Source organism: Mesorhizobium sp. M7A.F.Ce.TU.012.03.2.1, from assembly GCF_004006095.1.
GTDB lineage: Bacteria > Pseudomonadota > Alphaproteobacteria > Rhizobiales > Rhizobiaceae > Mesorhizobium.
In genome coordinates, this window is sequence record NZ_CP034779.1 from 2,632,255 (window position 1) to 2,651,101 (window position 18,847).

The 18,847-nt window shown below is 60.9% G+C and carries 18 protein-coding genes; 6 read left to right on the forward strand and 12 right to left on the reverse strand.

What is annotated here, in order from left to right; translation table 11 throughout:
* Positions 1 to 10 precede the first annotated feature (10 nt).
* The 4 genes from EJ079_RS12705 to EJ079_RS12720 all read right to left on the reverse strand — a co-directional run bounded on the left by EJ079_RS12705 (position 11) and on the right by EJ079_RS12720 (position 2,854).
* Positions 11 to 559, reverse strand: a complete 549-nt coding sequence (locus EJ079_RS12705) for a hypothetical protein (RefSeq protein WP_127809132.1) — start codon at positions 557 to 559, stop codon at positions 11 to 13.
* 87 nt (positions 560 to 646) lie between these two features.
* On the reverse strand, positions 647 to 1,636 hold the full coding sequence (locus EJ079_RS12710; RefSeq protein WP_164873781.1) for an enoyl-CoA hydratase/isomerase family protein: 990 nt from the start codon (positions 1,634 to 1,636) through the stop codon (positions 647 to 649).
* The gene (locus EJ079_RS12715) at positions 1,626 to 2,135 is read right to left on the reverse strand and encodes a RidA family protein (protein WP_127809133.1); all 510 of its coding nucleotides are present in this window, start codon (positions 2,133 to 2,135) and stop codon (positions 1,626 to 1,628) included. The genes EJ079_RS12710 and EJ079_RS12715 overlap by 11 nt, the downstream gene beginning before the upstream one ends.
* Positions 2,129 to 2,854, reverse strand: a complete 726-nt coding sequence (locus EJ079_RS12720; protein ID WP_127809134.1) for an SDR family oxidoreductase — start codon at positions 2,852 to 2,854, stop codon at positions 2,129 to 2,131. The genes EJ079_RS12715 and EJ079_RS12720 overlap by 7 nt, the downstream gene beginning before the upstream one ends.
* A gap of 283 nt (positions 2,855 to 3,137) precedes the next feature.
* Here EJ079_RS12720 and EJ079_RS12725 point away from each other — a divergent pair, with 283 nt between their 5' ends.
* Positions 3,138 to 4,223 carry a nitronate monooxygenase gene (locus EJ079_RS12725; RefSeq protein WP_127809135.1) on the forward strand — a complete coding sequence of 362 codons (1,086 nt, stop codon included), beginning with the start codon at positions 3,138 to 3,140 and terminating at the stop codon, positions 4,221 to 4,223.
* Positions 4,224 to 4,364: 141 nt separating this feature from the next.
* Positions 4,365 to 5,591 (forward strand): YbfB/YjiJ family MFS transporter, encoded by a 1,227-nt coding sequence (locus EJ079_RS12730; RefSeq protein ID WP_127809136.1) that lies wholly within the window; start codon positions 4,365 to 4,367, stop codon positions 5,589 to 5,591.
* A gap of 96 nt (positions 5,592 to 5,687) precedes the next feature.
* Here EJ079_RS12730 and EJ079_RS12735 read toward each other — a convergent pair whose 3' ends face one another.
* Entirely contained in the window at positions 5,688 to 6,092 is a 405-nt protein-coding gene (locus tag EJ079_RS12735; RefSeq protein ID WP_164873782.1) for a LuxR C-terminal-related transcriptional regulator, read from the reverse strand.
* Positions 6,093 to 6,506: 414 nt separating this feature from the next.
* Here EJ079_RS12735 and EJ079_RS12740 point away from each other — a divergent pair, with 414 nt between their 5' ends.
* Entirely contained in the window at positions 6,507 to 6,968 is a 462-nt protein-coding gene (locus EJ079_RS12740; protein ID WP_127809137.1) for a nuclear transport factor 2 family protein, read from the forward strand.
* 45 nt (positions 6,969 to 7,013) lie between these two features.
* On the opposite strand, the gene EJ079_RS12745 is transcribed toward EJ079_RS12740, so the two are convergent.
* The 3 genes from EJ079_RS12745 to EJ079_RS12755 form a co-directional block, all read right to left on the reverse strand.
* Entirely contained in the window at positions 7,014 to 8,051 is a 1,038-nt protein-coding gene (locus EJ079_RS12745; protein WP_127809138.1) for an LLM class flavin-dependent oxidoreductase, read from the reverse strand.
* 158 nt (positions 8,052 to 8,209) lie between these two features.
* Entirely contained in the window at positions 8,210 to 9,244 is a 1,035-nt protein-coding gene (locus EJ079_RS12750) for an alpha/beta hydrolase (RefSeq protein ID WP_127811333.1), read from the reverse strand.
* Between the two features lie 430 nt (positions 9,245 to 9,674).
* Positions 9,675 to 11,966 (reverse strand): FdhF/YdeP family oxidoreductase, encoded by a 2,292-nt coding sequence (locus EJ079_RS12755; RefSeq protein ID WP_127809139.1) that lies wholly within the window; start codon positions 11,964 to 11,966, stop codon positions 9,675 to 9,677.
* A 648-nt stretch (positions 11,967 to 12,614) separates the two neighbouring features.
* Between EJ079_RS12755 and EJ079_RS12760 the strand changes: the two genes are divergently transcribed.
* The gene (locus tag EJ079_RS12760) at positions 12,615 to 12,929 is read left to right on the forward strand and encodes an antibiotic biosynthesis monooxygenase family protein (RefSeq protein ID WP_127809140.1); all 315 of its coding nucleotides are present in this window, start codon (positions 12,615 to 12,617) and stop codon (positions 12,927 to 12,929) included.
* A 29-nt stretch (positions 12,930 to 12,958) separates the two neighbouring features.
* On the opposite strand, the gene EJ079_RS12765 is transcribed toward EJ079_RS12760, so the two are convergent.
* From EJ079_RS12765 to EJ079_RS12780, 4 genes are all read right to left on the reverse strand, one after another.
* The gene (locus EJ079_RS12765; RefSeq protein ID WP_127809141.1) at positions 12,959 to 13,231 is read right to left on the reverse strand and encodes a hypothetical protein; all 273 of its coding nucleotides are present in this window, start codon (positions 13,229 to 13,231) and stop codon (positions 12,959 to 12,961) included.
* Between the two features lie 200 nt (positions 13,232 to 13,431).
* Positions 13,432 to 13,992, reverse strand: coding sequence for a VOC family protein (locus EJ079_RS12770; RefSeq protein ID WP_127809142.1), 561 nt, complete (start codon positions 13,990 to 13,992; stop codon positions 13,432 to 13,434).
* Positions 13,993 to 14,113: 121 nt separating this feature from the next.
* Positions 14,114 to 14,818 carry a type 1 glutamine amidotransferase domain-containing protein gene (locus EJ079_RS12775; RefSeq protein ID WP_127809143.1) on the reverse strand — a complete coding sequence of 235 codons (705 nt, stop codon included), beginning with the start codon at positions 14,816 to 14,818 and terminating at the stop codon, positions 14,114 to 14,116.
* An 886-nt stretch (positions 14,819 to 15,704) separates the two neighbouring features.
* The gene (locus EJ079_RS12780) at positions 15,705 to 15,974 is read right to left on the reverse strand and encodes a hypothetical protein (RefSeq protein WP_127809144.1); all 270 of its coding nucleotides are present in this window, start codon (positions 15,972 to 15,974) and stop codon (positions 15,705 to 15,707) included.
* Positions 15,975 to 16,992: 1,018 nt separating this feature from the next.
* Between EJ079_RS12780 and EJ079_RS12785 the strand changes: the two genes are divergently transcribed.
* Both EJ079_RS12785 and EJ079_RS12790 read left to right on the forward strand, forming a co-directional pair.
* A complete protein-coding gene (locus EJ079_RS12785) occupies positions 16,993 to 17,733 on the forward strand; it encodes an ATP-binding cassette domain-containing protein (RefSeq protein ID WP_127809145.1) in 741 nt (246 codons plus the stop codon).
* 55 nt (positions 17,734 to 17,788) lie between these two features.
* Positions 17,789 to 18,838 (forward strand): ABC transporter permease, encoded by a 1,050-nt coding sequence (locus EJ079_RS12790; RefSeq protein WP_245481895.1) that lies wholly within the window; start codon positions 17,789 to 17,791, stop codon positions 18,836 to 18,838.
* The last annotated feature ends 9 nt before the right edge of the window (positions 18,839 to 18,847 follow it).

The window sequence follows — 18,847 nt, forward strand, 5'->3', positions numbered from 1 at the left end:
CTTCGCCGATTCAGGCCGCCTTCGTCGCGGAGTTCTTCAGGGCCGCGCGTTCGATGCTCGCAGCGAACAGCGGCGTTTCGCCCTTGTTGTGGGCGATGGACATCGGCTGCCGCTGGGTGCGGAAGAGTTCGAACGGGATTCCCTGGCGATCGAGGAAGGCGATCATCTCGTCCGTTGCAAAGGATTGGACGCGGTTGGTGAATTCGCAGCGGTTCGCATCCACCTTCTTCACACTCAGTTCCCAGGTGACGTGTATGGTGACCCGGCCGTTTGGAGTGAAGACGTCTGAATCGGAGTCGAGGATGAGATGATGCTTTTCGCCGAGTGTCTCATGGTAATGCTGGACCATCAGGCTGCCGCCGATCGTCTCGACGTTGATCGACATCCGCGTGCCGTCGGCCGCGGTGGTGAAGCCTGCCGCGATGTGGGCCGGCGAGCAGCCTTGATATTCCTTTTCGGGAAGATTGAAGCACCACGTCGGGATGTCGATCTTCTCGATCGGCGCATTGATGATGGCCGAAAAGCTTGAATCGACGATCTGGTGTTCGAGACTGTGCATGGGATATCTCCATTGTCGTTGAATGCGTTGAAGGATGTCCGATGCCCGCGCGCGACCTGCCGCTCTCCGCGCGAGCACCGTCTCGGCCTACTTATCGGCCAGAGTTTGCGTGTAGTGTCCGAGCCTGGCCTCGATGTCCGGATCCTTCTGCAGGCCCATTTCCATCAGGCGTCCGATTTTCTTCTGCGCCGCCGGACGCTGGACCGACGTGATGAAGGCGTCCCAGCCGGCGGCGATCTCGGGATCGCTCGGAAGGCTCGCGAAATCGACCAGGCGCTTGGTGTCGGCGATCGCCTGCCGATCGAAGCCAGAGATCCGCATCGCGAGGGCGTCGACGAACGGGTCGAGCTTGTCGTCGTCGAAGGAGCGGTTGACGTAGCCATACTCCTCGGCGAGATCGCCGTTGATGTCATCGGATCCGAGAAGGACTTCGAGCGCTCGGCCGCGCCCCATCAGCCGCGGCAGCCTTGCCATCGGGCCGCCTCCGGGAACGAGCGCCGCGCCCACCTCCCATTGGGAGAGAATTGCCTTCTGACGGCTTGCGAAGCGCATGTCGCTGGCGAGGGCAAGCTCGCTTCCGACGCCCGTCGCGCGGCCGCGGATGAGCGCGATGGAGACGACCGGCGACTTGCTGATCCGGACCAGCATGTCGGGCAGCGGGTGCAAGCCGGTCGGGCCTGAGGGGAGGCCGGTGGATTCGGCGAGGGGCGGCGTAAAGTTGTAGTGGGTGAGGAAGAACCCAGGCACGTCGCTGTCGAACACGACGACCCTAAGATTGGGGTCGCTTTCGATTGCGGCCACCACTTTTTCCATCTGAGGGATCGTCTCCGGTCCGAAGATGTTGAAGGGCGGATTGTCGAAGGTTATACGCCAGTAGGCGGGCGTCCGCTTGTCCACCTTGATCTGCGCATGTTCCTGACCTGGGTCGGCTTTGACCTCTGCACCACTTTCCACCTTTTCGGCGACCTTCGTCTGACCGGATAGGGCGAGCGCCGGAAGCAGCAATAGCGCCGCGGTGGTAAGGACTTTCGACGACATCGCGATGGCGCTTGTCCTGGTTGGTCGTCTAGCGTTCATGGCTGGCTCCGTTCTTGGGGGATGCAAACGCTGGTCCGATCTCGAAGACCAGTTCGATCTCGACGGGCATTCCAAGCGGTATGCTGGAAACGCCGAGGACGACCCGGGGAGGGATCCGGGCGGGGCCGAACACGTCGAGCAACAGCTCCGAAGCTCCATCGGCGACCTTGGGGTGTTCATGGAAATCGGAGGGGCAGGCGATATAGACGCCCAGCTTGGCGACCGATCGGATCCTGTCCAACGTCCCTAGCTGCGCCTGCGCCGCGGCTAGACCGCTCAAGCAAGCAGCTCTCGCCGCGTCGTAGCCTTCGGCCACCGACAGCTCGCGGCCGACGAGCCCAATATAAAGTGGCACATGTCCGGCGACCGGCAGCATGCCACTTAGGAAGAGCAGCGAGCCGGATTGGAACGCTTCGACGTACGCGCCGAATGGCGTGGGCGCCTTCGGGAGGCATATCGCCAATTCCTTGATGCGCGCCTCCGCGCTCGCGACTACCATTTGCCGAGATGTGCGCCGTTGTCTACGTGCAGCACCTCCCCGGTGATGTTGGAGGATTCCGTCAGATAAACGACGCCGTCGACGATCTCCTGAACCGCCGTGATAGTCCCCATCGGCGACAAGGATTCGAGGAAGGTCCGCGGGTTCTTCGCGTGGAGAGGGGTGTCGACGACGCCTGGCGAGAGCGCGTTCACGCGGATGTTATCCTTGGCGAACTCCAGCGCAAGGCTCTTCGTGATCGCGTTGAGGCCGCCCTTGGTGATCATTGGGAGCGACGCCCTCACGCCCGCGATCGGATGGTCCGTCAAGGACGACGTGATCGTCACGATACTCCCGCCAGACTTCTGACGCAGCATCTGGCCGATGGCGTGCTTCGTAAAATGAATGAACCCTTCGACGTTCGTCGCGCACAGGCGTCGGAAGTCTTCGATGGTGTATTCGAGGAACGGCTTGGTGAAGAAGACCCCGGCATTGTTGACGAGCGCATCGATCGAGCCGAATTGCTCCACCGCCGCTGTCGCCACCCGCTCGGCCGTTTCGGAATCCGCGACGTCGCCGCCGATCAGCTCCAGTCGACCTGCGCGGTCGAACAGCGTGCTCTCGCTGATGTTCCGGGAGGTTCCGACCACGTTCCAGCCCTTGTCCAGAAACGTCTTGACCAGTCCCGCCCCGATCCCTTGCGACGCGCCGGTGATGATAACAGTCTTGTGCACGCTCATGCCTGCCTCCGTCTGGCGACGAGGATCCCTTCGGCCGCCGGGTGGCGGTCGTCGCTTTGTTACTAGTGTGATGCGTTGATCCAGCCACGGGCCGGGAGCTGCCCGGCGGTCGCGCCGTCGCCGCTCTGCCACGACCATCGCGCCGAAACTCGGGACCCGATATTGTACCAAGGTGTTCCCGATACCTTCGGATTGGGTCGCTCATCAGCACACCAAGGTCCAATAGACGTGGATGGTGGCCGCGGTATCAGCATTGCAAAGTCACGCACGACAAGGAGTCCACATGACCCGCTGGCCCGATCGCCGAATTCTCGACCTGTTTGGAATCGAGCTTCCCATCATCCAGGCGCCGATGGCCGGCGCGACTACGGTCGAAATGGTCGTCGCCGCGGCCAAGGCCGGCGGTCTGGGATCTCTCCCAAGCGCTCTGTTGAACGTCGAGGGGTTGCGCCAGGCCCTCCATGAGATTCGCGCCGCTACCCACGCGCCTGTGAACGTGAACTTCTTCTCACATGTTTCCCCCGCCGAAGATCTGGCAGCGCAGATGCGATGGAGAGCTCTGCTCGCGCCCTACTTCGTGGACGCAGGACTCGACCATGCCGCGCCGATCGCCGCAGCGGGCCGTGCACCATTCGACTCTACGTTCTGCGAGGTGGTCGAGGAGTTGAAGCCGGAAGTCGTGAGCTTTCATTTCGGGCTGCCTGAAAAGTCGCTGGTGCAGCGTGTGAAGGCGACAGGAGCGAAGATCATGTCTTCCGCGACGACCGTGGCCGAGGCCGTCTGGCTCGAAGAAAACGGCGTCGACGCAGTCATCGCCATGGGTTTCGAGGCGGGCGGCCATCGTGGGAACTTTTTGAGCCAGGACATGACGACACAGGTTGGAATCATGGCGCTCCTGCCGCAGGTGGTCGACGCGGTGCGGGTGCCAGTTATCGCCGCCGGCGGAATCGCCGACGGGCGGGGCGTCGCCGCTGCCCTTATGCTGGGAGCTTCCGCAGTCCAGGTCGGAACGGCATACCTGTTCTGCCCCGAGGCGAGGATTCCCGCAGTTCAGGCGGAGGCGCTGGCTTCCGCCCGAGATGACAGCACCGCGATAACTAACGTTTTTACCGGCCGTCCGGCGAGAGGCGTCGTAAACCGCCTGATGCGCGATCTGGGTCCGATCTCAGATGCCGTGCCTGCATTTCCAACTGCCGGAGGAGCTCTCGTTCCCATCAGAGCAAAAGCCGAGGCGGAGTCGAGGAACGACTTTACGAACCTCTGGTCGGGTCAGGCCTCCCGTCTTGCTTTGAAAGTTGGTGCCGAGGAATTGACGCAAGAGCTCTATCATTCCGCGTTGGACGTCATCGCACGCCGCAGTCCTGCCTGACAGCATCCCGCAGATCCTTCCGGATCGCGGCAGACAGCTGCAGCAAACCGACGGTTCACGCAGACCTCGACCGATCTAACTGAAGGGGAGCCGTCGCGCTAGCTCGTGGCGACGGTCTCCAATCGAACGAAGGACAGCCTCATGTCTAAACACAGCCCCAGCCCATATGTGGTCGTGTTCGCTGGATCGGCGTCCCTCGCCATCGCCATGGGCGTCGGTCGGTTCGCATTCACTCCAATCCTGCCGATGATGCTGCACGACGGCGTCCTTGATCTTTCGCGAGCCGGGGGCCTCGCCACCGCAAACTACGTCGGCTACCTGGTCGGTGCATTGGCGGCGATGGCAGTACCCAGAACGTGGGATCATACCTCCCTCATACGCCCGACACTGGTGTCCACGGTCCTCCTTACGGCTCTGATGTCTGCGCCCTATGCCGAGGCTTGGGTCGCTCTTCGGTTCTTGGCGGGCGTTGCGTCGGCGATCGGATTCGTCTTCACCTCCGGTTGGTGTCTGGCCCAGCTCTCGGGAACCGGCAGCTCGATCGGAAGCGCCATATTCACCGGTCCGGGGGCGGGCATCGCAGCGTCCGGGTTGGCCGCGAGCGGAATGACCTTGCTCGGGCTGTCGGGCAGCACAGCCTGGCTTGTGTTTGCCGCCCTCTCGGCGACCATCAGCGCCATCATCTGGAGAACCTTCGGGAACAATTCGAAGCCGTCCGACACCTACTCGGTCGGGACTCCGACCCGGGCGTCCGGCAAGGTGCCGAAATCGGAAATGCCTCTCTTTGCGATCGCCTACGGGCTGGCCGGCTTCGGCTACATCGTCACGGCGACCTATCTTCCCGTGATCGCGAAGAACAGCGTTCCCGGTTCGCCGTTGCTCACCGTCTTCTGGCCGCTGTTCGGTGTCGCGGCAGTCGTCGGATCGCTGCTGGCGGCGCGCGTGAAGCATAGCGCCGACGTGAGGCTCCATCTGGTTGCCGCATACCTCGTGCAGGCGGTCGGAGTGGGGCTGTCGGTTATCTGGCAGGACGCTTTCGGCCTTGCCCTCAGCAGCGTTCTCGTAGGCCTGCCGTTCACCGCGATCAGCTTCTTCGCGATGAACGAGGTCAGGCGGATCAGATCGAGCCACCACGCGCGTTACATGGGACTGCTTACGGCGGTGTTCGCGATCGGACAGATCATGGGGCCGCCTGCCGTGGGAGTAATCGTGAGGCACGTGCCGGACGTAGACGCCGCGTTCGATCTAGCGCTTACCGTCGCCAGCATCGCGCTCATCGTCGGCGCCGCGATCTACGTTGCGATGATCCTGCTCTATCCTGGCGAGCGTGCCGCCAAGAGATCCGGACGTAAGGTTCGTCAGAACTGAACGTCATGGGCCGGATGGCCGTCGATACGAAGGCACGATGCTATGAGCGGGCGCCCAGCTTTTCCATGAGACGTCCGCGATGGGCTTCACCGTGATCTAGCTGATCCCCAGGTCGTGGGCGATCTGCTTGTTGAGGAGGCCCTTTGTCATGCCCACTATGATTTCGCATTCCCTCGGCGTCAGTGTGTCGTAAAGCCGCTGCAATCGCGCTTGAGCATCGTCCTCCCGCCTCAGTTCTTCACTGCGAGCAAGTGCCGACCAGATCGGCCCGAACAGCTCCTCCGAATTGATCGGCTTCGTTAGGAAGTCCGAGTAGCCCGAGATGAAAATGAAAGGCATCCGGTTGAAGCTCACCGTGATCATGCCCTGCAGATCGAGACCGTTCAAATCCGGCATGTTCACGTATAGCAGTAGACAGCTCGGCGTCGAGGTCGGAGGAGCATTCAAAAAAGCATCAGCAGATCCGAAAACCGCTGGTCGCCAGCCCGCGGCAATCAGCATTTCGAGCGATTCTCTGAGGGAGAGATCGTCGTCACCACAAACACGACAGGTGGGACTGCGGTCCTGGCTGATGAGGGCGTCGCGTCAGTCATTGCCGTTCTCTAAGACGTGTGACTTGGTAGGCACGGGCACGTTCTTCCCTTTTCCGGTCGATCATATCATGTTTCAGTCATCGACAGCATAAAGCAGGTTTGTCTCCCGCAAGGTGTTGCTTGCTAAGCCGGCACTGCAGCATCGCGCGCCGATTTCCATTGGACGATAGTATCGCGATCTAACTCCGAAGTAGGGGTACAACACCATCGTACAATAGCACGCGCGGTCGCGTCTGAGCATGCTGCCGGACGTGGGCAAGGCCATCTAAACGGCATGCTCACGCAGAGACAGAACTCTACGCAGCTTGCGAGGACGACATCGATGAACAGGCATCTCTCAGAAGTGGACGGCGACGAGACGAAATGGGGCGACGGCAGTCCCCTCGATTCCTTGATCGCATTCTACCATGCCTTCAACGCTGGCGATCTGGCCGGTCTGGAAGACGTCTGGGTCGCAGGGTCGGAGCCGAGCATGGACAACCCCATCGGTGGGATCCGCCGCGGCTGGGGGCAGATCGCCGAAGGCTACTCGAAGCTGTTCGAAGGCGATGCGACGGTCCATGTCACTTTCCACGACTTCACCAGCCAGGGTGGGGAAGACTGGCATCTGTTCGTCGGTCGTGAACGTGGAGTCTGCAGGACGGCGACTGAGACGCTCGACGTCGCCTTCCGGACAACCCGATGGTTCGTACGCAAGCAAGACGGTTGGCGACAGCTTCATCATCACGGGTCCGTCGAGGACCCGCAGATGCTGGCTGCCTATCAGAAATTGATTTTCGGCTGAAGAGATGCGCGCTGAAGTACGTCGGCGCTCTACGCGACGCACCTGCTAGGCGCCAAGCTGCCCCCGTATCAAAGGCGCGACGTCAGTTCCCAGCAGCGCGATCGAACGACGCATCGCTTCAGGGTCGAGCCCGGCGGTGCTCATCTGAAAGGTGATGCGAGCAATTCCTCCCAACGTTCTGTTAACATGAGCTATCTTGGTGGCCACCGCCTGCGGACCGCCGACTAGGAACGCGCCACCTGGCCCGCACATGTGTTCGAATTGGGCCTTCGTCGGCGGCGGCCACCCGCGCTCCCTTCCAGCGTCCGTGAACATTTGAAACCAGCCGGGAAAGAAGGCTTTCCGCGCAGCCTCGTCGGTCTCCCCGACAAAGCCGAGAGCGTGGACGCCCACCCTCTGGTTCTCCGAGGGATGCCCCGCGGCGAGCCATGCGCGACGATAGAGTTCGACCAAGGGCAGAAAGCGCTCGAAGCTTCCGCCGATGATGGCAACCATGAGCGGGAGGCCCAGTGTCCCGGCGCGGACGAAAGACTCGGGCGTGCCGCCGACGCCAAGCCAGATGGGCAATGTGGGCTGATGCGGGCGAGGGAAGACGCCCTCTCCATCGATGGCAGGACGAAACCGGCCCTGCCATTTGATGTTGGGCTGCTCCCTGATCTTGAGCAGCAGGTCGAGCTTCTCCGCGAACAGCGCGTCGTAGTCCCTCAGGTCGAAGCCGAACAGAGGATAGGCCTCCACGGAAGAGCCACGACCAACCACGATCTCCGCCCGTCCTCGGGATATCAGATCCAACGTTGCGAACTCCTGGAAAAGTCGCACGGGATCGGAGGCGCTGAGGACGGCGACGGCGCTCGTAAGCCTTATCGACCTGGTGCGCGCCGCCGCTGCGGCAAGTATCACGGCGGGCGCGGAATCGAGCGCGTTTTCCCGGTGGTGTTCGCCCATTCCGAAGACGTCCAGACCGACCTGGTCCGCCAGCTCCACCTCGGCAAGCACGCTCTCCATGCGATCGACTGCCGACTGCAAACGCCCGGTGTCAGGTTCCGGCAGTAGCATCGCAAAACTATCGATACCGATTTCCAAAGTTGAATCCTTTCATCGCACCCGCAGCCACTGCACTGTGACGCCTTCCCGGCGGAAGCCCTTCCCATCTCACGACCAGGCGAGGCCGCGCCAGTCCGGTTTTTCGGATGGAGATCATCAATTTTTTCGATGATGAGCGCATCGGGACCCCCGGTTGTTCACGCCCAGGAATCGACGTCTCTTACAGCCTTGGCGAACGCCTCGGGCGCCTCCTGGGGCAAATTGTGGCCGATCCCGCCGGCTGCGAGACGATGTTCGTATTTCGCCCTGAACTTTGCGGCGTAGGCCTTTGGATCAGGGTGAGGCGCTCCGTTGGCGTCGCCCTCCATCGTGATCGTCGGCACATGGATCTCTGGACCGGCCGCTAGCCTGGTCTCGAATTCGTCGAACCGTTTCTCACCTTGCGTGAGGCCAAGACGCCAACGGTAGTTATGAACGACGATCGAGACGTGGTCGGGATTGGCAAATGCCTCTGCGCTACGTTCGAAGGTCGAGTCGTCGAACTTCCACTGTGGCGAGGCGAGACGCCAGATCAACTTGGCGAAGTCGTTCGTGTATTTCTCGTAGCCGTCTCGACCGCGGTCCGTGGCGAAGTAGAACTGATACCACCATTGAAGTTCGGCGGCCGGGGGCAAGGCCGCCTTTCCGGCAGCCTGGTTTCCTATAAGATAGCCGCTGACGGACACCATGCCCCTGCATCGTTCCGGCCAGAGCGCGGCGACGATGTCGGCGGTCCGCGCGCCCCAGTCGAACCCGGCGACCGTCGCCTTTTCGATCTTCAAGGCGTCCATCAGCTTGATGGCGTCGACAGCAAGCGCCGACTGCTGGCCGTTGCGCATTGTGTCCTCGGACAGGAACCTAGTGCTGCCGTATCCACGTAGATGCGGCACGATCACACGATGACCCCGCTCCGCGAGCAAAGGCGCTACCTCGGCGAAGGCGTTGATGTCGTAGGGCCAGCCGTGGAAAAGAATGACCGCCGGTCCACCTTCAGGGCCGAGCTCGGCGTATCCGACGCTCAGGTCTCCTGCGTCGATGCGCTTGTCGGCGGCGAGACCCCGGCTATTCGAACGGTCTGCCTTGCGGTTGTCGGCTGCGGCGGCTCTCTCCGCAAGGATTCCCGCAGCCGTCAGGCCGAGAGCGACGCCGCCGAAGGATCGACGTGTGAGGTTCCCAGCTCTAAGATTGCGCATGACTGCTTCTCCAATGTGGACGATGGATTGCCGCCGTTCGAGATGCTCGAGAGTGGCGTGTTGACCGACGAAGTTTGAGGCCGGCGACCCGGAGCCGCTAGTGGACGAAGGTGTCGCCCATACCAAAGTATCGCGGATAGCTACGTGCAAAAGGCCAAGACAGATGAAGCGACAGTTCGACACATGTGCCCTGTGGTCGGCGGACGTGGCAGTGATACGCCGGTCATCAGGGAGCATTGCGGGAGTCCGCGATGCGAGATACAGGGCGCCGTGGCAGAGGATCCGGCAAGACAGCTTCTCTGGTGGTTCCAGAGCGGGGTGACCGACACCGACGACCTCCGTAGCGTTCTCGGGCCAGCATAACGTCGCCTGGTGCGGTAGCCACGGCGATCGACGAGCGGTCGGATTGTCTGTGTATTGACGCCTCTGCTCAGGAGGACGTGGCCGCTATTCGAACCGGAATAGCCTTGTAGGATGGCGTGCCGGACTGTCGATCGTAGTGATGCAGCGACATGACCACGTTCATTTCTGGATAGTAGCCGGCGATGGAACCGCGCGGAATGTCATAGGCTACCGCGGTGTACCCGCGAGCGATATGCCTGTCGTCCGGCGCGCCGATCAGCCCCAGGACGTCGATCCTGTCGCCGTCCCGGAGCCCTCTGAGCGCCAGATCCTCGGCGTTCATGAAGACGATGTCGCGGCGCCCGAACACGCCTCGGTACCGATCGTCGAGACCGTAGATAGTCGTGTTATACTGGCCGTGGCTGCGGATTGTGGTCAACGTCAGGACGCCTCCATCGGCGGACCAATCCTCGGACAGCCCCGGAGAGGTTAGGAAGTTCGCCTTGCCGTCCGGCGTGTTCCACCGCCGAGATGAGGCGGCGACGTCGAGCCTGAAGCCGCCGGGTTTGCGCACGCGCATGTTAAACCCGGAAAAGTCAGGGAAGACCTCCTCGATCTTGTCCCGTATCCGGTCGTAGTTCGCGATCATGCCGTCCCAGTCGATGCCATGGCGGTCGCCTAGAGTCGCCTTGGCGATCCCTGCGATGATCGCCGGCTCGGATCGAACGGCCTTGCCTGGAGGATTCAGAAACCCTCGCGACGCGTGGACCATGGACATCGAATCTTCGACAGTGACCGACTGAGGGCCGGATGCTTGCACGTCGAGGTCGGTGCGTCCCAGACATGGCAGGACGAGCGTCGTCGTCGCCGTAAGCAGATGGGAACGGTTGAGCTTCGTCGCGATATGGACTGACAGATCAAGACTACGCATGCCTGCGAACGTGGCCCGTGAATCGGACATCGCCACGGCAAGATTGCCGCCGAGACAGATCAGTGCCCTTGCACGTCCGTCGATGGCGGCTTCCACCGCCTCGACCGCATTATGGCCTTTTTCGCTTGGCGGACGAAAGCCGAAGGCGCGTTCGATGCCGTCGAGGAGCGCACTGTTCGGGACTTCGGTGATGCCTACCGTGCGGTCGCCCTGAACGTTCGAGTGACCGCGAATGGGCGCCATTCCAGCGCCCTCGCGGCCGATGTTTCCCCTAACCATGAGCAGGTTTGCGATCTGCTGGACGTTCGAGGTTCCTCGCGCGTGTTGCGTGATCCCCATGCCGTAGCAGACGATCACTCTCTCGGCTCGTACGTAGACGCCCGCAGCGCTCTCGATCGCCTGCTTCGTCAAGCCGCTGGCGGCGACGATCTCGTCCCAACTGGTCGCTTCCAAATCGAGGCGAAGTTCGCCGAAACCCGACGTATGCTCGTCGATGAAAGGCCGGTCAAGCACTCCGCCGCTGCCTGCGGCAAGGCTCGCCGCGTCAAGTTCGAGCACTGCCTTCATCAGTCCCTTGAGGGCGGCCAGATCGCCGCCGACGCGAACTTGGTGATAGGCCGAGGCGATGGGGGTCGCGGACATCGTGACCATTTCGATCGGATCCTGCGGCGCGGCGAATCGCTCGAGCGCGCGCTCCTTCAAGGGATTGAAGACGATGATGGGAACGCCGCGACGGGCCGCTTCATGGAGGGTCGTCATCATCCGCGGGTGGTTGGTGCCCGGATTGTGCCCGAAGCTGAAGATCGCATCGGCATGATCGAAATCTTCAAGCGTCACGGTGCCCTTGCCGACGCCGATGGATTTCGGAAGACCGACGCTCGTGGCCTCATGACACATGTTCGAGCAGTCGGGAAAATTGTTGGTGCCGAAGGCGCGCACGAAAAGCTGATAGAGAAAAGCAGCTTCATTCGACGCTCGTCCCGAGGTGTAGAATTCCGCTTGGTCCGGGGATCCGAGCTTGTTCAGTCCGCTGGCAACCAAACCGAAGGCCTCATCCCAGTCGATCGGTTCATAACGGTCGACTACAGGGTTGTATCGCAGCGGGAGCGTCAGGCGCCCGGCGTCTTCAAGCTCGTGGTCGGTCCACTCCCAGAGTGCCGATACTGTGTGGTTCGAAAAGAAGCTTGCATCGGCCCTTTTTGCTGTGGATTCCCACGTGATCGCCTTGGCGCCGTTTTCGCAGAACTCGAAGGAGGAGGTGTGTTTGGGATCGGGCCACGCGCATCCGGGACAGTCGAATCCTTCGGGCTGGTTCGCCTTCAGCAAAGTCCGGCTGCCCTGCGCGACTATCCGCTGATGCGCCAGCGTCTTGGCGACAGCCTTTAGCGCATCCCAGCCACCAGCCGGATGGTCGTAGGGCCGGATGCCGGGGGGACGAGTTTTCTTCATTTCAGCCTTCTTGAGCGTGCGTGGGCTTCAGTAGTGTCGAGACTGTCTCGCGAGGCGTCGCGGTCACTGCACGCCTGCGTGTGGTTTTTTTGAAAGGGGCCGTCTCCTGGCGGAAGGAGACGGCCCAAGGCGGATCTTGGTACGACCCGCGCGCTCCGGAGGAGGGGAGGACGCAGGAGCGCTTCGCTGCTTTCAGCGTGTCGCCTTGTGGGAGACGAAGGCGACGCATGGAGGCTAGACCCGACGCCGCCCCTGCATAAGTAGACTTTGGTATCGGACGATTCTCTGACGGCAGACCTACCGCACGCCAGGGCCGCCCTCTGATCTGCCCGCCGAAGCCTCGATGGCAGGATTTAAGCTGCGCGCTGCATCAGCCGATCTCGTTCGGTGCGGCCCACCAGGAAGACCCACAATATGCTTAGCGGCATCATCGCGATGATATAGTGCACGGGTGCTGTGAAGCTCCCGCTGTGATCCTTGAGGGACCCTATGACGAGCGGCCCCAGAGCCGTAGCAGGTGAAGCATGTCCTGCTTACTGACGCTCTACGAGCCTCTAGAGGATTGTCTTCGAAACTATCTATCCCCATGTGTGCGGAATCAGCCGTCAACGAGCGGCCGACAAATCACAAAACGAAAGCAATATACGAATGACCGATGACCAAAGCATCGTAATGATCAACGTCTTTACCGTCAGCCCGGACGATCAAGATAGGCTTGTGGACCTTTTGACATCCGCAACGAGCGGCGTGGTGGATCAAGCGCCTGGTTTCATTTCAGCAGCACTGCACAAAAGTGTCGACGGCACCAAAGTCGCCATGTATGCGAGGTGGAGAAGCGCGGCCGACTACGAGGCCATGCGTGCCGATCCTAGGCCGTTGCCCTACCTCAAGGAAGCGCTGGGTTTCTCCACGTTTCAGCCCGGTATGTACCGTGTCGAGCGTGCGTTCTCTGCTCCCGTATAGCAGTCCTATCTTTTCACACGATGGAACCATTATCTGACGGCAGCGCCATTGGGCGCCCAGCCGGCTCGTTTGGTCAGCCGCGTGTTGGTCGAGGTCTCGTCGATGAAGACGAGCCGCGTCAGGACCTGGTCGAAGAAGGTCTTGCGCCGCGTCGTCCAATGCTGGCGGGCCTGCTGGATGTCGGGGCGTTCCTGTTCGCTGGCCCGGAGCGTCTTTTTTTGTGACTGAGGCCCTGCCGGTGAAGCAGTGGCGCCACGCTGGAACGGTGCACGCCAACACCGCGCCCCTCCAGTTCCACGCACAGTTCGTCGAGTGTCAGGTCACCGAACTGTTGTATCGTCGTATCCCGTCAGCACGTTCCTTATTCAGCGCAATCTCTCGGAGACGTGTCCCCAGCACAGAGCGGTTGGGAAAAATGACGGACCCGTCGCGTACAGATCTACCCAGTTCAGACGGATTGGCGCATGAACTGGGCTGAGAGCTTGGCAAGGAGTTAAGGGGATCAGTCGACCTGTCTGCCCCAGACGGCCTCTTGAAGCTGCGCAGTAAAACTGGTGCCGTGTCGTTGTCCGGGAAGGCGCGCGGTGATTTCCTGCAAGGTCCACTGATTACCATCGGGGTCCTGGAAGGTGGCGAACGATGCATAGCTCTTTCTTTCGGGACTAGGGCCATCAGTAATCCCGATACCGTTGGAGTGGTGGAAAATCCCGCCAACGTCGTGGAACGGGTCGCTGACTTCCACACCACGCCGGAGCAAGTCGTCACGCGCCGCAACGATATCGGAGACGACGAGATGCATTCCTCGCGCCGAACCGGGCACAGCGGTAGTGATGTTCTTCCCAAACATTATCGAGCATCCGGAGCCAACCGGGCTGAACTGCACTATGCGAAAATCGTTTCCTGTTGAATGGTCGATGTCCAACTTCCAGCCTAGGCTTTCGTAGAATGCTTTGGCGCGGCCGGCGTCGGAGACTGGGATGACGAGAAGTTCAAGGGTCATTCTCATCGGCTTGACATCCGCCTCCTCCGGCGAAGGCCTGTCTTGCAATATAGCATCGGTCATGGCGTCCTCGTGTGTTAATTGGAGCTGTTCTGCATTTCGGCAGGGGCCCGATGTTGCCAGGGAGCACTTGCGGTTCGCACCACCGGTGCCGGTCCCCGGCTTTAAGGGTTGAGCCCCTGCGTTAGGCCGCTTTAAAACCCGCGGTCTTCAATTCGTTGAGCAACTTAAGCAGGTGCTGCGCACCTGCGGTCGACGATGCCGGATTTTGTCCCGTGATCAGTCTCCCGTCGGTAATTGCAAAGCTCTCCCAGTTCGGTTTCTGCTCGTAGAGGCCCCCGAGGCGTTTGAGTTCGTCCTCAACAAGGAACGGCACGACTTTCGTCAGTTGAACTTCTTCCTCCTCGCTGTTAGCAAATCCGGTTACCCGCTTACCCTTGACGATCGGAGCGCCTTGATACGTCACGCGATGCAATACAGCTGGAGCATGGCAGACTGCCGCTACTGGCTTTCCGGAATCGTAGAATGACTCGATCAGTTTTATTGAGTCGGGGTTATCCACCAGATCCCACATGGGACCATGCCCACCAGGGTAGAAGATCGCGTCGAAATCTTCGGAACGGACTTCGCTAAGTTTGTTGGTGGTTGCAAACACCTTTCGCGCTGCCTCGTCTTCCTTGAACCTTGTCATGGCGGGCGTCTGGTTCTCCGGCAGATCGCTTTTCGGGTCGACTGGCGGTTGGCCGCCTTTCGGTGACACGAGTGTCAAATCGACCCCGGCGTCTCGGAAGACGTAGTAGGGTGCGGCGCCTTCCTCAAGCCAGAAGCCCGTCTTGCGCCCGGTACTTCCGAGGATATCGTGCGAAGTGAATACCATTAGAATCTTCATCGTTCGGCTCCTTCCAAATCTCTACAGCGCGGGTGCTGCGCGATGGGAAGTATGTCGAGGATCCTATCTGGTTACATTGCACGTTGGTATCGCCGACACCTTGGTGTCGGCCCGCGCGCAGCTTTTTGAACAACTGACGCGACCCACAGGATGATAACGCCCCACGGTCGCTTACGCCCAGCCCTCAACAACACCAACCGAGCGGAGAATCAGGCCTTTCGACCGTGGCCGAGAGACCACCGTTCAGTGACCTATCCGTTGCGCATTGGATCTCGGCATGCCGGGCCGCTGACCCAGAGGCGTCTCAATTGCAAATGCGTGGACGGTAGCTTTGCGCCTCAAAGGGCGGGTTAGTTGCTGTCAATAGTGCCGCGGGTGAGATCATAACGGCAGGTTGGCCAAAGGACGCAGTCGGCATCGCACCTGCCGGCCTCATGGCAGCGCGGCGCGAATAAGCCGGCCCGGAGCCGCGCAGGTAGTGGAGTTCTGGTCGGGCGATGCGCCAGGAGTTCTTGGACGCCTAGCTCCGGGTGCGTGATGAGCGACCAAGGGATCATGTTTATGTTCCGCCGCGTTTGTCGGTTGCATCAATGAATGTGAAAAACCTTATTGAAGGGCCGACGCCGGCAGGAACCGCAGTCCTGGGGAGGGCGGGAGNGGGCGGGAGGGCTCTCCGCCGGCATCGGTCGCCGCCAGTTCGCTATGCTGCCTGACGGAAAACTTGTTTGCATCCGGGCCATGGCGCGGAGGAGAACCAAGCTACTGCCACAGTCTCGTTGGCATAGGGCAGACGCGCTGGCTTCGGAAGATGATGGCGAGGTGTGCTGGCCATCATCTTCGGCGAAGCCCGATGGCAGGCTTCACCCGATTGCGAGCATCGAGACCTCTAGTTCATCCCGCCGAGCCAGATCAAACCGTCGCACAATTTCGTGCGGCCCTCGACCTTCTCCTGGCATTCTTTTACCATCATACCGCGCGTGGCCTTCGGGGTGGCCATGAAGGCAGCCCTGAATTCTGGCATTGGCCTCAGCTCTTTCATCGTGCTGTCGGTGTAGAATGGCGCGATGTTGTCGGCCACATCGAGCGCGCCGGCAAATGCGGGAGCGCCGGCAGCGGACAAGGCGAGTGCGGTAACGCAAATAGCTTTGACATTCATAGCGAGTTCCTTCACTGAAGTTTGAGAAGTCGTTCGGTTGAAGACGCAGAAGTGATTGCTTGATTACTTTGGGGCCGAATTGATTCCGGCCTGATCAGCATCCGGCAGAAGATAGGGTAAATATATTGCACGATGGTATCGGCGATACGTTGGTATAAGTGCCTTAGCAGACGGGGAGTCGCCGCCCTGATGCTCGTCTCCGCGATCTGACGCCATTAGCAGCGCGGTATGGTGGGCATAGCGGTGAGCTTGCTGGCGGCCGTCGCCCCCGACACGCAAATCTAAAATCTCCGGAGAACTACGTCGGCTACAAACGTACCCAAGGCTTTGTATCCCCCGGGCGGCGCAATTCGCAACAAGCCGCATCTCTATGAAGCGCCGGCACAGTTGCACCTGAACGATGGGCGTTGTCGGGTGACTGGACGATGGGAAGCGATGGCGTCTCTGTGAAAAAGGCTCATGGCCGCATCACATATCGATTCCACGCCCGCGATGCTCATCCTGTCATGGGGCCGGCATCGCCAGTAACATCCGTGAGATTCCGCGTCCTCGTCATCCGCCTTCCTCACCTGGCTCGGTGATGCACGCCTCTATCGGATGCTGCGGCTCGCTTTCTCGAGGCGGCACCGGACCGTAAGCATCTGAAAATTCGGTTTGGGCGTTCTAGCCGGCGCCGAGGTGCTTGCAACCTTGCACCCAGGGAGGAACGCTGCGTTTCGCAACATTGACGTGCCAGGGGCTCTGCCGTGATGGTATTGCCAACAAGTGGTCGAAAACATGTGACATTTGATGGCCTCGGTCAGGTGCGCATAGGCGCCTGTGACGAATTCGACCAAATTTGGATAAAACGAAAAATACAAGATCATGCCAAAATCATATGATCATACCCACTGCTTGATCCATCTAGCTGAAAGCTCGATGGAATAGATGCAGCGACCTCGATGAACTAGATTTGCGGGCTCAGAGTGGTGAGGGACCTGGGTTTTCGGGCTTCGCCGCAGCCGAGGGAGAGAGATACGTGTCACTTCTGGAAGTCCATAGAGTGTCGAAGAGTTTCGGGGCGATCCGTGCCTTGACCGATGTGAGCTTGACCGTGGAGCCGGGCGAGGTCGTTGGTCTGATGGGCGACAACGGCGCCGGCAAATCGACAATGGTCAAGCTGATCGCCGGCAATTTTCCGCCCGATGACGGCCGGGTGGTCCTCGACGACCAGGTCTGCCATTTCCAAAAGCCCATTGAAGCGCGGGCTCAGGGGATAGAGGTGGTTTACCAGGATCTTGCACTCGCTGACAATCTGACGGCCGCGCAGAACGTGTTCCTCGGGCGGGAGATCAAGAAGGGCTTCTGGCCATTCCGGATCCTCAACAAGCAGGCGATGATCGACCGATCGGCGGCGCTGTTTGCCGAACTGAAGTCGGAAACCCGTCCGCGCGATCTGGTCCGCAAGATGTCAGGCGGACAGCGCCAGGCGGTTGCGATCGCGCGGACGCGTCTCTCCAAGGCCAAACTTGTGCTGATGGACGAACCCACCGCAGCCATTTCGGTGCGCCAAGTCGTCGAGGTGCTCGGCCTGATCCAGCGCCTCAAAACCCAAGGCGTATCGGTGATGCTGATCAGCCACCGTATGCCTGACGTGTTTGCCGTATGCGACCGCATCATCGTCATGCGCCGCGGCACCAAGGTGGCGGACAAGGCAACAGCGTCAACGTCGCCGGAAGAGATCACCGGATTGATTACGGGAGCGATACGTGCAGCCTGATCTTGCCTCCGTGGTGTCTGAACCTGCCGTCACGGACCATGCCGTCTTTGACCACGTGGCCGTCGCGCGCGAGAAGACGCCGTTGCAGAAGCTGTTGGCGGCACAGTCCTTCTGGGTGGCGGTAGCGCTCTTCGCCCTGATGCTCGTCATGTCCGCACTGGAGCCGACATTTAGCACGGCGGAGAACTTCACCAACATTTCGCGCAATTTTGCCCCGATCGGCATCATGGCGCTCGGCATGACGCTGGTGCTGATCACCGGCGGGATCGACCTTTCGGTTGGCTCGGTGATGGCACTCGTCGCGATCGTAGCCGGCCTGTTCCTGACATGGCATTATCCCTGGTACGTGGCCTTTTCAATGGGGATGGCCACAGGGCTCGCCTGCGGCGCCTTCAATGGCTTCTTCGTCGCCTACGTGGGGATGCCATCCTTTGTGGTGACGCTTGGCATGCTGTCGATCGCGCGGTCGCTGGCTGTGGTATTTTCCGGCAACCAGATGCTCTACCAGTTCGGGCCGGATGCGCCCATCGTCAAGGCGATCGGCCAGGCGAAGTGGCCGCTGCATCCGCCCGCAGGCTGGGCGCCGGCCTGGCTGCCGGAGTTCTCCTCGCATTTCTGGACGATGATCGTTCTGGCGCTAGTGGTTGGATGGATTTTCAACTTCACCGCTTGGGCTCGCCATCTGTTCGCCATCGGCGGAAACGAGCACGCGGCACGGCTGACCGGCGTGCCCGTCGACCGGATCAAGTTTCAAGTCTACGTCTTTTCCGCCTTCACGGCGTCCGTCGCCGCCTTGCTGCTGCTGGGCTACAATGGCTCGGCGCTCAATGCGCTTGGAACAGGCTATGAGCTCCGGGTGATCGCTGCCACGGTGATCGGCGGAGCGAGTCTCATCGGCGGCTACGGCACAGCCTTTGGCGCGCTGATAGGCTCGGCTTTCCTGGAAGTTATCCGCAACGCCCTGCTGATGGCGGGCATCGACTCAAACTGGCAGGGCGCGTTGGTCGGCGCGTTCATCATCCTTGCGGTGCTGCTCGGCATGCAGACCAGCGGCAGGTCGCTGCGCATGCTCTGGCAGCATTGGGTGCCCATCCAGCGCCGTTAGGAAATCTGC

Bases quoted from the DNA above. Each gene is read 5' to 3' on its own strand.
- EJ079_RS12705 (WP_127809132.1), bottom strand. From the start codon at position 559: ATGCACAGTCTCGAACACCAGATCGTCGATTCAAGCTTTTCGGCCATC.
- EJ079_RS12710 (WP_164873781.1), bottom strand. From the start codon at position 1,636: ATGAACGCTAGACGACCAACCAGGACAAGCGCCATCGCGATGTCGTCG.
- EJ079_RS12715 (WP_127809133.1), bottom strand. From the start codon at position 2,135: ATGGTAGTCGCGAGCGCGGAGGCGCGCATCAAGGAATTGGCGATATGC.
- EJ079_RS12720 (WP_127809134.1), bottom strand. From the start codon at position 2,854: ATGAGCGTGCACAAGACTGTTATCATCACCGGCGCGTCGCAAGGGATC.
- EJ079_RS12725 (WP_127809135.1), top strand. From the start codon at position 3,138: ATGACCCGCTGGCCCGATCGCCGAATTCTCGACCTGTTTGGAATCGAG.
- EJ079_RS12730 (WP_127809136.1), top strand. From the start codon at position 4,365: ATGTCTAAACACAGCCCCAGCCCATATGTGGTCGTGTTCGCTGGATCG.
- EJ079_RS12735 (WP_164873782.1), bottom strand. From the start codon at position 6,092: ATGCTGATTGCCGCGGGCTGGCGACCAGCGGTTTTCGGATCTGCTGAT.
- EJ079_RS12740 (WP_127809137.1), top strand. From the start codon at position 6,507: ATGAACAGGCATCTCTCAGAAGTGGACGGCGACGAGACGAAATGGGGC.
- EJ079_RS12750 (WP_127811333.1), bottom strand. From the start codon at position 9,244: ATGCGCAATCTTAGAGCTGGGAACCTCACACGTCGATCCTTCGGCGGC.
- EJ079_RS12755 (WP_127809139.1), bottom strand. From the start codon at position 11,966: ATGAAGAAAACTCGTCCCCCCGGCATCCGGCCCTACGACCATCCGGCT.
- EJ079_RS12760 (WP_127809140.1), top strand. From the start codon at position 12,615: ATGACCGATGACCAAAGCATCGTAATGATCAACGTCTTTACCGTCAGC.
- EJ079_RS12770 (WP_127809142.1), bottom strand. From the start codon at position 13,992: ATGACCGATGCTATATTGCAAGACAGGCCTTCGCCGGAGGAGGCGGAT.
- EJ079_RS12775 (WP_127809143.1), bottom strand. From the start codon at position 14,818: ATGAAGATTCTAATGGTATTCACTTCGCACGATATCCTCGGAAGTACC.
- EJ079_RS12780 (WP_127809144.1), bottom strand. From the start codon at position 15,974: ATGAATGTCAAAGCTATTTGCGTTACCGCACTCGCCTTGTCCGCTGCC.